Origin of the sequence: Caulobacter endophyticus (assembly GCF_003116815.1) — a bacterium.
In the GTDB taxonomy this organism is placed as follows: Bacteria; Pseudomonadota; Alphaproteobacteria; order Caulobacterales; family Caulobacteraceae; genus Caulobacter; species Caulobacter endophyticus.
In genome coordinates, this window is record NZ_QDKQ01000007.1 from 36,109 (window position 1) to 50,127 (window position 14,019).

Here is a 14,019-nt window from a genome sequence, read left to right on the forward strand (position 1 = left end):
GCGATGTCGGGCGTACTCGTTTCTATCCGCCAGGCGAATACTCGCCGTGACCACAACCGCAACGTGATGCTGCGTCGCCTGACCTTGGCCGCCTCGTGCGTCGCGCTGATGGCGGGCGCCGCGCCCGTCCTCGCCGCCGAAACGCCAGCCGCGCCCGAACCGGCCTTAGCGACAGCCGACGACGCCGTGGGCCTGGACGCCGTGGTCGTCACCGCCCGCCGCCGCGACGAGGACGCCCAGACCGTGCCGGTGGCTGTGTCCGCCTTCGGCGGCGCCCAGCTGGAAGCCGCCCGCGCCTTCAACGTGCGCGACCTGCAGACCCTGTCGCCCAGCCTGTCGGTCAGCGTCACCAACCCGCGCAACACCAGCATCAACATCCGGGGCCTGGGCAACAACGTCTCGGTCTACAATGACGGCCTGCAGTCGGCGGTCGGCGTCTATCTGGACCAGGTGTATCTGGGCCGTCCGGGCCAGGCGGTGTTCGACTTGGCCGACCTCGACTCGGTGCAGGTGCTGCGCGGCCCGCAGGGCACGCTGTTCGGCAAGAACACCTCGGCCGGCGCCCTCGTCATCGCCACCAAGGAGCCGAAGTTCACGCCGGAATTCAACGCCGACGTCACCGGCGGCAACTACGACTACTTCCAGGCCCACCTGATCGCCTCGGGTCCGATCGTCGAGGACAAGCTGGCCTACCGCGTCTCGCTGGCCAACACCCAGCGCGGCGGCTACATGACCAACGTCTATGACGGGTCAAAAACCCAGGATTATCACGACTTCGGCGGCCGGGTTCAGTTCCTGCTGACGCCGAACGAGAACCTGTCGATCAAGCTGTCGGGCGACTACGGCCAGCAGTATTCCAACACCGCCGCCGCCGTGTTGACGGGCCTCTTCACCAACTACGCCGACAGCGGGGCGGCCTATCCCAACGGCTATCTGGCCCGCGCCGCGCGCGTCGGCTTTACGCCGCCGCCGATCGATCCGGAGGCGCGCCGCGTCTCGGTCAACACCAAGAACAGCTACTTCGAGACCCACGGCGGCGTCTCGGCCATCGTCGACTACAAGCTCGCCGACGCGACCATCACCTCGGTCACCGCCTGGCGCGGCTGGCACTGGCGTCCGCACAACGACGCCGACGGCACGACCGTCTCGGCGATCATCGACGCCCACCAGGACAACGACCAGCAGCAGTTCAGCCAGGAATTGCGAATCCGCTCGGAGGGCGAGCGCAAGCTCGATTACGTCGCAGGCCTCTACTACTTCTGGCAGGACCTCGAGGCCGAGGCGGTAAACTATTACGGCTCGGCAGCGGCCGACTGGCTGCTGGCCCCGGCGGCGGCCTCGGCCACGGTGCGGGCGGCGGCGCTGAACAACTACTCGATCGTCAGCCACTCCAGCCCGGAAACCACCAGCGCGGCGGCCTTCGCGCAAGGCACCTGGCACGTCACCGACCGCTTCGATGTCACCGGCGGCCTGCGCTACACCTACGAGAAGATGACCGGCTGGTTCGACCAGACGGCCTGGGGCGCCGACCTGTCGGGCCTCAGCGCCGCCGACCAGGCCACGGCCCTGGCCCTGCGCGCCCGCTTCGGCGCGGCCAACAAGTTCGCCTCCAAGACCTCCGGCGACAGCCTGACCGGCAACATCACCCTGGCCTACACCTTCGACAACGGCCCGCTCGTCTATGCCACCTACGCCCGGGGCTACAAGGCCGGCGGCCTGAACCTGTCGAACATCAACACCTCCGGCGCCAACGCCGTCGATCCGGTCATCGCCCCGGAAACCATCGACGCCTATGAGGCCGGGCTGAAGAGCACCTGGTTCGACCGCCGCCTGACCGCCAACCTCGCCCTGTTCTGGACCGAGGACGACGGCTACCAGACCACCGCCGTCAACCTGATCAACAACGCCAGCTACCTGACCAACGCCGGCAGCGTGCGCAGCCGCGGCGTCGAGCTGGACCTGCGGGCAGCCCCGGTCCAGGGCCTGACCCTCTACGGCTCGACCACCTACAACGACGCCAGCTACACCAGCTACGAACAGGCCGCCTGCCCGATCGAGATCCAGCTGGCGACCTACTGCAACCTTACCGGCCGTCGCCTGCCCGGCGCGTCGCTGTGGGCCGCCTCGACCGGCGGCGAATATCGGAAGGCCGCCGGAACCTGGCGCAGCGACGGCCTCGTGGCCTATGCCGGCTACGACGCCAGCTACAAGTCGTCCTACTACACCAGCGCCTCGAACTCCGAATATTCGAAGATCAAGGGCTACACCCTGCTGAACCTGCGGGCCGGGATCGGCGCCGAGGACGGCAGCTGGGACCTGCAGGTCTGGGGCCGCAACGTCTTCGACAAGCTCTACTATCTGTCGCTGGGCGCTGCGAACACGGGCGCGATCACCGGCACGCTTGGCGACCCGCGCACCTTCGGCGTCACCCTGCGCGTGCGCCGCTAACGCCTTTCTTCCGCGACTTCCTCGACGGGGCCCGCTTCACGGCGGGCCCCTTTTTCTTTGCCCGCGCAGCTGCGCTTGATGGCTGGCGCATTGACTTGCGGGACAAGCAATGGAATTTTACCAGCAACATCGATTTTATAAATAAACGGGATGGAAGCGCGGATGGATGTCGCCGACGAGCGATCGCAGGTTCTGGCGCGACTGCCGCGCCTGGGCTTCGGCGGCGCGGCCGTGGGCAACCTCTACGCCCCCGTTTCTGACGCCCAGGCCCGCGCGGTGATCGATGCGGCCCTCGCCGCCGGCATCGGCTATTTCGACACCGCCCCGCACTACGGCTTTGGCCTTAGCGAGATCCGCCTGGGCCACGCCCTGGCCGGCCGCGACGTCGTCGTCTCCACCAAGGTGGGCCGCCGCCTGGAGCCGATCGACGCCCACGAGCGCGAGCGCCACGGCTTCGTCGACGCCGCCCCCTTTGAGCCGGTGTTCGACTATGCCTACGACGGCGTCATGCGTACGTTCGAAGACAGCCTGCGCCGGCTGCGCCGCGACCGGGTCGACGTGCTGCTGGCCCACGACCTGGGCCGCGACACCCACGGCGAGGCCCATGCCGGCCACATGCGCGACTTCCTCGACGGCGGCTACCGAGCCATGCGCGAACTGAAGGACGCCGGAGCCGTGGGCGCCATCGGCCTGGGCGTCAACGAGCAGGCCGTCTGCGACGAGGCCCTGGCCCACGTCGATCTCGACGTCTTCCTGCTGGCTGGCCGCTACACCCTGCTGGAACAGACCGCGCTGGACGGCTTCCTGCCGCGCTGCGTGGAGCGAGGTGTGAAGATCATCGTCGGCGGTCCCTTCAACTCCGGCGCCCTGGTCGAGGCGCCCGGCGGCGGGCCGATCCACTACAACTATGCCCCGGCCGGCCCCGAGATCGTCGCGCGGGTGGAGAGCCTGCGCCGGGTCTGCGCCGCCCATGGCGTTCCGCTGGCGGCGGCCGCCCTGCAATTCCCCCTCGCCCACCCGGCCGTGGCCAGCGTGATCCCCGGCATGGCCAGCCCCGCCCAGGTCGCCGACGCCTTGGCCTGGATTGAGACGCCGATCCCCGCCAGCCTGTGGGACGACCTGCGCGCCGAAGGGCTGCTGCATCCCGCCGCCCCCCTCCCGTCCGCGCGAGCCGCCGCGTGAAGCCGATCCTGCTCCATCCCGGAGACAACGTTCTCGTGCTGGCGCAAGCGATCCAGGCCGGCCAGGCCATCGAGATCGACGGCGCGGTGCTGGCCGCGCCGCACGACGTCCCCGTCGGTCACAAGATCGCCCGCCACGCCCTCTCCATCGGCGACAAGGTGCTGAAGTACGGCGCGCCGATCGGCTCGATGACCGCTCCCGCGGCGCCCGGCGCCCATGTCCACATGCACAACATGAAGAGCGACTACATCGCCAGCCACACCCGCCAGGCCACGGGAGAGGCGTCATGAGCGCACTCACCGGCTTCCTGCGGGCCGACGGCCGCAAGGGTATCCGCAACGTCGTGGCCGTGGCCTATCTGGTCGAGTGCGCCCACCACGTGGCCCGGGCGATCGTGACGAAGAGCGACGACACCGACGTCCACCTGATCGGCTTTCCCGGCTGCTATCCCAACGCCTATGCGCTGAAGGTCATGCAGGCGATCGGCACGCATCCCAATATCGGCGGCGTGTTGCTGGTCTCGCTGGGCTGCGAGAGCTTCAACCGCGAGGCCCTGCGCGCGGCGATCGCCGCCAGCGGCCGCCCCGTGGAAGTGCTGGTCATCCAGGAAAGCGGCGGCACCGCCGAGACCGTCCGCAAGGGCGTCGAGGCCGTGGCCCGCCTCAAGTCCGTGGCCGAGCAGGCGCCGCGCGCGCCTATGGACGTCTCAGAGCTGGTGATCGGAACTATCTGCGGCGGCTCGGACGGCACCAGCGGCATCACCGCCAATCCCGCCGTGGGGCGGGCTTTCGACCGCCTGGGCGCGGCCGGGGCGGCCTGCGTTTTCGAGGAGACCGGCGAGCTGGTCGGCTGCGAGAAGATCATGGCCGACCGCGCGATCACGCCGGAACTGGGCCTGGCGCTGGAAGCCAGCGTCCGCAAGGCCGAGGCCTACTATACCGTCATGGGCTACGGCAGCTTCGCGCCGGGAAACGCCGAGGGCGGCCTGACCACCCAGGAAGAAAAGTCCATGGGGGCCTATTCCAAGTCGGGATCGGCCCCGATCGTCGGCATTCTCAAGCCCGGCGACCAGCCGGTCAGCGGCGGCCTCTACCTGCTCGACGTGGTCCCCGACGGCGAGGTGCGGTTCGGTTTTCCCAACATCTCCGACAACGCCGAGATCGTCGAGCTGATCGCCTGCGGCTGCCACCTGACCCTATTCACCACCGGCCGCGGCTCGGTGGTCGGTTCGGCCGTCTCGCCGGTGATCAAGGTCTGCGCCAACCCGGAGACCTACCGCAAGCTCTCCGGCGACATGGACGTCGACGCCGGCCGGATCATGGAAGGCCGCGGCACGCTCGACGAGGTCGGCGACGAGATATTCGACCTGGTCCTGGCCGTGGCCGGTGGCGCACGGACGGTGTCCGAGGCGCTGGGCCACCAGGAATTCATCCTCACCTACAAGGCCTTCGACCCGATCGGTCCGGCCTGCCTGCCGCTGCGGCGCGTAAGTTAAGGGGCGACACCGATGGGAAGACTTTCAGGCAAGACCGCCCTGGTCACGGCGGCCGCCCAGGGCATCGGCAAGGCCAGCGCAGAACTCTTCGCCCGCGAGGGCGCGCGCGTGATCGCCACCGATCTCAACCAAGACCTGCTCGCCGGCGTCGAGGGCTGCGAGGGCCGCCGCCTGGACGTGCTTGATCCCGACGCCATCAACGCCCTGGCCGCCGAGCTGGGCGCTATCGACGTGCTGTTCAACTGCGCCGGCTACGTCCATTCGGGGACCATCCTCGACTGCGACGAACAGGCCTGGGCGTTCTCCTGCGACCTCAACGTCACGGCCCAATACCGCGCCATTCGCGCGTTCCTGCCGGCCATGCTGGCGGCCGGAGGCGGCTCTATCGTCAACATGGCCTCGGTGGCCAGCTCGATCAAAGGCGTGCCGGGACGCTTCGCCTACGGCGCCACCAAGGCCGCCGTCATCGGCCTGACCAAGGCCGTGGCCGCCGACTTCGTTGGCCAGGGGGTCCGCTGCAACGCCATCTGCCCGGGCACTGTCGACACCCCGTCGCTGAACCAGCGCCTGGCCGACACCGGCGACTACGCGGCCGCCCACAAGGCCTTCACCGCCCGCCAGCCGATGGGGCGCCTTGGCAAGCCCGAAGAGTTGGCCCAGCTGGCGCTGTATCTGGCCAGCGACGAGTCGGCCTTCACCACGGGCCAGATCCACATCATAGACGGCGGCTGGATCAACTGACGTGCGCCGCTGCCCCGCCCTCGACCTCAAGGACGACGCCGAGCTGATCGCCCGCTACGAGGCCTGGCACCGCCCCGGCGCGGTTCCCGAGCCCGTGGTCGCGTCGATCCGCGCGGCGGGCATCCTCGATATGGAGATCTGGCGCGTCCAGGACCGGCTGTTCATGGTCATTGAGGCGGGACCCGATTTCTCGCCGCAGGCCAAGGCCGCCGCTGACATGGCCTCGCGGGACGTCCGGGCCTGGGAACGGCTGATGTCGGCCTTCCAGAAGCCCCTGCCCGGCTCGGCCCCGACCGGCAAATGGCGCGACATGCGCCGCATCTTCGCCCTTTCCGAGCAGCCCTGAGCTTCCGGCTGCTCCCCCCACCACCACGATTGTTTTCGCGTTCAGAACAAGGCACGGCGACAAGATGAATGTGACCCGCAGAACCGCCCTGGCCGCCACCGCCGGCGCCTCCCTGGTCGCCGCCTCGCCCGTGCGCGCCGCCGCGGACAAGTCCAAGGCCCCGCGCCTGTGGTATCGCCAGCCGGCCAAGGAATGGGTCGAGGCCCTGCCCGTCGGCTCTGGCAAGCTGGGGGCGATGATCTTCGGCGGCGTCGCAGCCGAGCGCCTGCAGCTGAACGAAGACACCCTTTGGGCAGGCGGCCCCTACGAGCCGATCAACCCCGAGGCCAGGGGCGCCCTGCCCGAGATCCGCCGCCTGATCGACGCCGGCGAGTACGCCAAGGCCACCGACCTGGCCGACGCCAAGTTCATGGCCCTGCCCAAGCGCCAGATGTCCTACCAGACCATCGGCGACCTGAAGCTCGACTTCCCGGGCCTCCCTGAGGCCGGGCAGGCCTATGTCCGCGACCTCGATCTGGACGGCGCCATCGCCACGACCCGCTTCACCGCCGGCGGCGTCAGCCACCTGCGCGAGGTGATCGCCAGCCATCCCGACGGCGTGATCGCCGTGCGCCTGACCGCCAGCCGCAAGGGCGCGGTCTCGGTCGACCTCTCCTTTTCCTCGCCGCTGAAGTCCAGGCCCGTCTCGTCGGTCGAGGGGACGCACCTGATCCTGGCGGGCAAGAACGAAGCCTCGCAGGGCATCGACGCGCGCCTGACCTTCGAGACCCGGGTCGAGGTGCGCGCCAAGGGGGGCCAGATCTCGGGCTCTGCCGGCAAGCTGTCGGTGACGGGCGCCGACGAGGTGCTGCTGCTGATCGCGGCCGCCACCAGCTATCGCCGCTATGACGACGTCTCGGGAGATCCCGCCGCGCTGAACAAGGCCACGCTCGCCAAGCTCTCCGGCAAGCCGTGGGCGAAGATCCTGGCCGGACACCAGGCCGATCACCGCGCTCTCTTCCGCCGCGTCGGCGTCGACTTCGGCCGCACCCGCGCCGACCTCGTGCCCACCGACGAGCGCATCCGCCAGTCGCCGACCACCGACGATCCGTCGCTGGCCGCGCTCTATTTCCAGTACGGCCGCTACCTCTTGATCGCCTGCTCGCGCCCGGGCAGCCAGCCGGCCAACCTGCAGGGCATCTGGAACGACAAGACCTTCGCCCCCTGGGGCGGCAAGTACACGATCAACATCAACACCGAGATGAACTACTGGCCGGCCGAGCCGACCGACCTGCCCGAACTGGTCGAGCCGCTGATCGCTCTCGTTTCCGACATCGCCCAGACCGGCGAGCGGATGGCCAAGGCCATGTACGGCGCGCGCGGCTGGGTCACCCACCACAACACTGATCTCTGGCGGGCGACCGGCCCGATCGACGGCGCCAAGTTCGGCGTCTGGCCCACCGGCGGCGCCTGGCTGTGCAAGCACGTCTGGGACCACTACGACTACGGCCGCGACAGGGCCTACCTGGCCCGCGTCTACCCGCTGATGAAGGGCTCGGCCCGCTTCTTCCTCGACACCCTGGTGGTCGACCCGAAGTTCGGCGTGCTGGTCACCAACCCGTCGATCTCGCCCGAGAACAACCACGGCCACGGTTCGTCCCTGGTGGCTGGCCCCACCATGGACCAGGCGATCATCCGCGACCTGTTCGACAACTGCCTGAAGGCCGAGGCCATCCTGGGTCCCGACGCCGCCTTCGTCGCCGAGGTTCGCGCCGCCCGCGACAAGCTCGCCCCCTACAGGATCGGCAAGGACGGCCAGCTGCAGGAGTGGCAGGAGGACTGGGACGCCGACGCCAACGACATTCATCACCGCCACGTCTCGCACCTCTACGGCCTGTTCCCGTCCGACCAGATCTCGGTCGACACCACGCCGGATCTCGCCAAGGCGGCCAAAACCTCGCTGGTTACGCGCGGCGACCTGTCGACCGGCTGGGCGATCGCCTGGCGCCTGAACCTGTGGTCGCGGCTGGGCGACGGCGATCGCGCCCACAGCATCCTGAAACTGCTGCTCGGCCCCGAGCGCACCTATCCCAACATGTTCGACGCCCACCCGCCGTTCCAGATCGACGGCAATTTCGGCGGCGCATCGGGCATGACCGAGATGGTGCTGCAGAGCCGCAACGACCGCATCTACCTGCTGCCCGCCCTGCCCTCGGCCTGGCCGACCGGCGCCATGACCGGCCTGAGGGCCCGCGGCGCCGTCGGCGTCGACGTCCGCTGGAGCGGCGGCAAGCTGACCGAGGCCGTGCTGACCGCCAAGGAGGACGGTAAGCACACCGTGGTCCTGGCCGGCTCGACGCTGGACCTCGATCTCCAGAAGGGCCAACGGGTTCGGCTGGTGGCGCGCGACGGCGTGCTGAAGCGCGCTTGACGCCCCCGCCCATCAAGACAGTCCGCTGGAATAGATCGATGTCGCGTACCCGCAAGCTCGCCCTAGCGACGGCGCTGTCCTGCCTGGCCCTGCCGCTCGCCCTGCCCGGCGCGGCGGCGGCGCAATCCGCGTCCGCTCCGGCCGTCGCGACCGAGGCCGTACCGACGCTCGGCCCCAAGCCCTTCATCGGCTACTTCAAGCCGATGCCGCGCGCTAGGCTGTCGACGACGGCCTGGGGCGCCAAGGAGGTCGGGCCGCGCGATCCACGCAACGGGCTCGAAGACGCGGCCATGGCCCGCTGGAACTATTGGGACGGCCAGATCCTGAAGGGCGACGACGGCAAGTACCGCATGTTCGCCAGCCGCTGGGATCAAGCGCTGGGCCACAAGGCCTGGGGCCAGTCACTGGGCGTCACCGCGATCAGCGACACCCTGTACGGCCCCTATCGCGACCTTGGCCTCGTCTGGCCCGACAACCAGGGCGGCCTTGGCCACAACGTCACAGCCCTGAAGATGCACGACGGCCGCTACGCCGTGGTGGTCAGCGAAACGCGCGGCGGCGACGTTTTCGTGTCGGACAGCATCGACGGCCCCTGGACCCAGCTTGGCACGATCAGCCTCGACCAGAGCCGCTTCCAGCTGGTGAAGACCCCCGGCGACGTCGCCCTGCGCGACACGCCGACGGCCACGCCCGCGAAGCCGGCCAATTTCAGCGTCATGCTGCGGTCCGACGGCGCCTATCAGATCGTGCCGCGCTCGGGCCAGATCCTGATCAGCAGGACCGGCATCCTCGGCCCCTACACAGTGATGGGCGACAGCGTCTATCGGGGTCTGGACGGCATTCCCCAGCGCGACATGCGCGCCTTCGAGGACCCGGTCGTCTGGTACAGCGGCGGCTGGCACCACATCGTCGTCAACCAGTGGCGCGAGCGCCGCGCCTACCACCTGATCTCGCGCGACGGGATCACGGGCTGGCGCGTCCAGGGCCTGGCCTACGAGCCGGGCGCCGACTTCATCCGCTATGCGAACGGCGCCAGGAACCACTGGAACAAGCTCGAACGCCCCGGCGTGGTGATCGAGAACGGCCACGTGGTCGCCATGACCTTCGCCGTCGTCGACACGCCCAAGGACGATCAGACCGGCGACAACGGCCACGGCAGCAAGATCATCGTCGTGCCTTTCGACGGCGCGGCGATGGATCGCGACCTGGCGGGGCTCTAGATGCCGTTGCTCGCCGTCGGGCCGATCTCGGCGCTGATGGCGGCGGCGTGGCGCTGCAGGTTGGCGATGGTGTCGGGCATCGAGATCGCGCTGGGCGTATCGACATAGGGGCAGGTCAGCGCCGCCACCACGCCGTCCGCCCCGTGCACCGGCACCGACAGGTCGATCACCGCCGAGGTCACGTAGCTGGCCGCCTGCACGTGGCCCTCCTTGCGGGCTTGGGCGGCGGCGGCCAGGAAGGTCTCCCAGCTCGTCGTCGTCGCGCCGTCGCGCAGCTGAGCGCCCCAGCGTTCGCGCACCCGCTCGGGCTGGAAGGCGAACAGCACCAGGCCCGAGGTCGCCTCGACGATCTTGCGGCGATAGCCCACGCGCACGGAATAGCCCTGGTCGCCCGGGGCCTCGATGCGCGCCACCACCACCATCTGGTCGCCGCTGGCCACGGCCAGGTGGCACGACTGGCCGGTGGCCTGGCACGAGGCCCGCATCTCCGGCAGGGCCGCTTCCAGCAGGTCCTTGGCCGGCGCGCGGGTCATGCCCAGGGCGAACAGCTTGTTGGTCAGCACCAGGCCGTCCTCGTCGGCGGCGCGCCCCACATAGCCCCGCGCCTCCAGCACCTGGACCATGCGGAAGAGCTCGCTGGACGAGCGATCGAGCGCGGCCGAGATCTGCGCCAGGGTCAGGCCGCCCCGGTGCGCGGCCAGCAGCTCCAGCACGTCGAGACCCTTTTCCAGGGCGGGTGCGCGATATTCTCGCTTCTTGGCGGGCGCGTCGGACATGCCTTCTATAAGCGATAGAATCGTCGCGCCGTCTCGCCAAATAGCGCCGCTCGCCCGGCCGGCGCGACCCAGGCCTCGGCCATCGCCCGCCAACCGGCGTAGTCGCCAGCCAGGTTCAGCACCGGCCAGTCGCTGCCCCACATCAGCCGCTCGGGTCCGAAGACCGCCAGCAGGTGCGCGGCATAGGGAAAGATCACCTCGGCGCTCGGCGTCTCCCCGGCCTCGGTCAGCAGGCCCGACAGCTTGCAATGCACGCCCGGCTCGGCGGCCAGGGCGGCGACGCCCTCTCGCCAGGGATCCAGCGCCCCCTCCCCGATCGCCGGCTTGCCGCCATGGTCGATCACCACCCGCAGCGCCGGCCAGCGGCGCACCAACGCCAGCAGCGAGCGCAGATGCCGGGGCCGAACCAGGGCGTCGAAGGCCAGGCCCGCCTCGACCATCGCCGCGATCGCCGGCTCCAGCGCGGGATCCAGGATCCAGTCGGACGCCAGGTCCTGCAGCATCGGCCGCAGGCCCTTCAGCTTCGGGTTCTTCGCCAGGGCCCTGACCCTGGCCGGCGCGTCGGGCGCGGAAAGCTCGGTCCAGCCGACGACGCCCAGCGCCAGTGGATCGCTCTCCGCCAGATCGAGCAGCCAGGCGGTGTCGCGCGCGCTGGGCTGCGACTGCACCAGCACCACCCCGTCCGGACCGCCCGCCGCGCGCAGGTCGTCCAGGCTGAAGTCGCGATGGATCCCCGGCAGGTCCGGCGTCGGCCACTCGTGATCGTTCCGCCCGATCCGCCAGACGTGGCAGTGGGCGTCGATCAGCACGCCACGATGGCCTTGATCACCCCGGCCGACGGCTCCATCCAGCCTGGCAGCATCTCGGCGAGGTCGCTCAGGTCGGCCCGATGGCTGGCCAGGGCCACGGTCGGCACGAGGCCCGCGCGGATCGTCGCCAGCACGTGCTCGAAGTCCTCGATCGTGGCGTTGCGGCTGCCCAGCAGCGACATCTCGCGCTTGTGGAACTCGGGATCGGAGAAGGTGATGTCGGCCGCCACCACCGAGATCAGCACATAGGTCCCGCCGTGGCCGACATAGGCGAAGCCCTGCTGCATGGCGGCCGGATTGCCCGTGGCGTCGAACACCACGTCGTAGAAGGCGCCGTCGGTCGCCTGCGACAACGCCTGGGCTGTCTGTCCGCCCAGACTCACCGTCCGTTCCACGCCCAGGTGCTCGGCACAGAAGGCCAGGCGGTCCTCGCGGCCGTCCAGCACCGTCACCCGCGCGCCGGCAAGTCTGGCGAACAGGGCCGCAGCGATGCCGATGGGGCCGGCCCCGACCACCAGGGCGCTCTGGCCCGGCTCGATCCTCGCCCGGCGCACGGCGTGGGCGCCGATGGCCAGGAACTCGACCATGGCCGCCTCGTCCAGCCCCACGCCCTCGACCTTGCGCACGAAGCCTTCGGGCACGGCCAGGTATTCGGCCATCCCCCCGTCCATGTGCACGCCCAGCACGCGGATGTTCATGCAGCAGTTGGTCTTGCCCTTGGCGCAGGCCGGGCAGGCCCCGCACGACAGGTAGGGCATGACATAGGCGCGGTCGCCGGGCGCCAGATCGCTCTCCGCCGGCGCGGTGACCACATCGCCCGACAGCTCGTGACCCATCACTCGCGGATAGGACAGGTAGGGCTGCGTCCCACGATAGATATGCATGTCGGTCCCGCAGACGCCCACGCGGCGCACGCGCAGCAGCACCTCGTCCGGCCCCGGCGTAGGCGTCGGCCTGCGCTCAAGGACCAGTTCGCCAGGCGCGGCGCAGACCAGAACGTCCATCATCGTCAGTGACCCCCGGCCAGCACGGCGTCGTGGGCGGTCACCTCGCGTCTGCGGGCCGTGACCGCGAACAGCCCCACTACGGCGAAACAGGCGCAGGGCACGAGGATGGCGGTGCGGATCGAGCTGGCGTCCGACAGCGCGCCCATCGCCGCCGTCAGCACCGCCCCGCCTATGATGCTCATCACCAGGAACGACGAGCCGGTCTTGGTCAGCGGTCCCAGGCCCTTCAGCGAGCTGGCGAAGATGGTCGGGAACATGATCGACATGAAGAAGCTGGTGGCCGCCAGGGCCAGCAGGCCCGTATGGCCGCCCACGGCCACGGCGACCAGGGTCAGGCCGACATTGGCGGCGGCGAACAGCGCCATCAGCCGCGAGGGATCGATGCGGCTCATCAGGGCCGTGCCCGCGAAGCGTCCGGCCATGAAGCCGACCAGCGACCACGACAGATAGGCCGCCGCCGTCTTCTCGCCCATGCCGGGCGCCTGGTCCTGGCCGTAGCGGATCATGTAGCTCCACACGCCCACCTGGGCGCCGACATAGAAGAACTGCGCCGCCACGCCGAACAGGAAGCGCGGACGGGAAAAGAGGCCCAGGATCGGCTTGTCGGCCTTGTGCTCGGCGGCCTCCGGATCGGGGCGGCTGGCCTGGACGGGAAAGCGGGTGAAGGCCACCAGCAGCGCCCAGGTCAGCACCACGGCGGCGATGATCAGGTATGGAATCTGGGTCGACTGGGCCTCGGCGGCCTGGAAGGCCGACAGCTGGTCCGGCGTCATCGCCGCGAACTCGGCTTTCGTCGGTTCGACGCCCGACAGGATGAATTGGCGGCCGACCACCACGGCGGTGATCGCGCCCAGCGGATTGAAGGCCTGGGCCAGGTTCAGCCGCTGCTCGGCCCGAGCCGGGTCGCCCAGCACGGTGATCAGCGGGTTGGCCGAGGTCTCCAGGAACGCCAGGCCCGAGGCGATGACGAAGAGCGCGCCCAGGAACAGCTCGTAGCGGCGCAGCTCGGCCGCCGGCCAGAACAGCAGGGCCCCTGCCCCGAACAGGACGAGGCCCACGATCACCGCGGCCTTGTAGCCGTAGCGGCGCATCAGGAGGCCCGCCGGCAAGGCCAGGAAGAAATAGCCGAGATAGAAGGCCGACTGCACTAGGCCCGACTGCAGGTCGGTGAGGAAGAAGGCCTTCTTCAGGTGCGGGATCAGCACGTCGTTGAGGTTGTTGGCCACGCCCCACAGGAAGAACAGCGCGACGATCAGCACCAGGGGCGCGAGGCGCGCGCGGACCCCTCGATCGCGAACTCTGGAGTCTTGGGTCATCAGGCGTCTCCTCCCGGCCGCGCTCTCTGGCGGAGCGCCTGCCGACAAGGCATCATATATGAACTATATCGTCAAATATGAAATTCTTGGCGCACTGCGAAATGGCCGCGGCCGGGAACGACAAAAGCCCCCAGGATGAACTGGGGGCTTTCGTAGTTTTGGGTGCGGGGACAGGATTTGAACCTGTGACCTTCAGGTTATGAGCCTGACGAGCTACCGGGCTGCTCCACCCCGCGGCAGGGGTATTGATCGTGGGTAGGGTTCTGGAC

General features: G+C 69.4%; 12 protein-coding genes and 1 tRNA gene. 8 read left to right on the forward strand and 5 right to left on the reverse strand.

Translation table 11 applies throughout. The annotated features are described in order from the left end of the window. Window positions 1-3: 3 nt before the first annotated feature. From DDF67_RS00660 to DDF67_RS00695, 8 genes are all read left to right on the forward strand, one after another. Window positions 4-2,448 carry a TonB-dependent receptor gene (locus DDF67_RS00660; RefSeq protein WP_199229105.1) on the forward strand — a complete coding sequence of 815 codons (2,445 nt, stop codon included), beginning with the start codon at window positions 4-6 and terminating at the stop codon, window positions 2,446-2,448. Window positions 2,449-2,610: 162 nt separating this feature from the next. After that, a complete protein-coding gene (locus DDF67_RS00665; RefSeq protein WP_199229106.1) occupies window positions 2,611-3,630 on the forward strand; it encodes an aldo/keto reductase in 1,020 nt (339 codons plus the stop codon). After that, window positions 3,627-3,920 (forward strand): UxaA family hydrolase, encoded by a 294-nt coding sequence (locus DDF67_RS00670; protein ID WP_109099055.1) that lies wholly within the window; start codon window positions 3,627-3,629, stop codon window positions 3,918-3,920. Before DDF67_RS00665 ends, DDF67_RS00670 begins: the two co-directional genes overlap by 4 nt. Continuing rightward, the gene (locus DDF67_RS00675) at window positions 3,917-5,125 is read left to right on the forward strand and encodes a UxaA family hydrolase (RefSeq protein WP_109099056.1); all 1,209 of its coding nucleotides are present in this window, start codon (window positions 3,917-3,919) and stop codon (window positions 5,123-5,125) included. Before DDF67_RS00670 ends, DDF67_RS00675 begins: the two co-directional genes overlap by 4 nt. Before the next feature lie 12 nt (window positions 5,126-5,137). Beyond that, window positions 5,138-5,866 (forward strand): SDR family oxidoreductase, encoded by a 729-nt coding sequence (locus tag DDF67_RS00680; protein WP_109099057.1) that lies wholly within the window; start codon window positions 5,138-5,140, stop codon window positions 5,864-5,866. 1 nt (window position 5,867) lies between these two features. After that, window positions 5,868-6,212, forward strand: a complete 345-nt coding sequence (locus DDF67_RS00685) for an L-rhamnose mutarotase (RefSeq protein WP_109099058.1) — start codon at window positions 5,868-5,870, stop codon at window positions 6,210-6,212. Window positions 6,213-6,276: 64 nt separating this feature from the next. Beyond that, entirely contained in the window at window positions 6,277-8,622 is a 2,346-nt protein-coding gene (locus tag DDF67_RS00690; RefSeq protein WP_109099059.1) for a glycoside hydrolase family 95 protein, read from the forward strand. 38 nt (window positions 8,623-8,660) lie between these two features. Further along, window positions 8,661-9,842, forward strand: coding sequence for a glycoside hydrolase family protein (locus DDF67_RS00695; protein ID WP_109099060.1), 1,182 nt, complete (start codon window positions 8,661-8,663; stop codon window positions 9,840-9,842). On the opposite strand, the gene DDF67_RS00700 is transcribed toward DDF67_RS00695, so the two are convergent. From DDF67_RS00700 to DDF67_RS00720, 5 genes are all read right to left on the reverse strand, one after another. Then, a complete protein-coding gene (locus tag DDF67_RS00700) occupies window positions 9,839-10,618 on the reverse strand; it encodes an IclR family transcriptional regulator (protein ID WP_109099061.1) in 780 nt (259 codons plus the stop codon). The two genes, DDF67_RS00695 and DDF67_RS00700, sit on opposite strands and share 4 nt — an antisense overlap. A 5-nt stretch (window positions 10,619-10,623) precedes the next feature. Next, a complete protein-coding gene (locus DDF67_RS00705) occupies window positions 10,624-11,427 on the reverse strand; it encodes an amidohydrolase family protein (RefSeq protein WP_109099062.1) in 804 nt (267 codons plus the stop codon). Continuing rightward, window positions 11,421-12,434, reverse strand: coding sequence for a zinc-binding alcohol dehydrogenase family protein (locus tag DDF67_RS00710; protein ID WP_199229107.1), 1,014 nt, complete (start codon window positions 12,432-12,434; stop codon window positions 11,421-11,423). Before DDF67_RS00710 ends, DDF67_RS00705 begins: the two co-directional genes overlap by 7 nt. 2 nt (window positions 12,435-12,436) lie before the next feature. Beyond that, a complete protein-coding gene (fucP, locus tag DDF67_RS00715) occupies window positions 12,437-13,750 on the reverse strand; it encodes an L-fucose:H+ symporter permease (protein WP_109099063.1) in 1,314 nt (437 codons plus the stop codon). Window positions 13,751-13,909: 159 nt separating this feature from the next. After that, window positions 13,910-13,986: transfer RNA gene (locus tag DDF67_RS00720), tRNA-Met, on the reverse strand. Window positions 13,987-14,019: the final 33 nt, after the last annotated feature.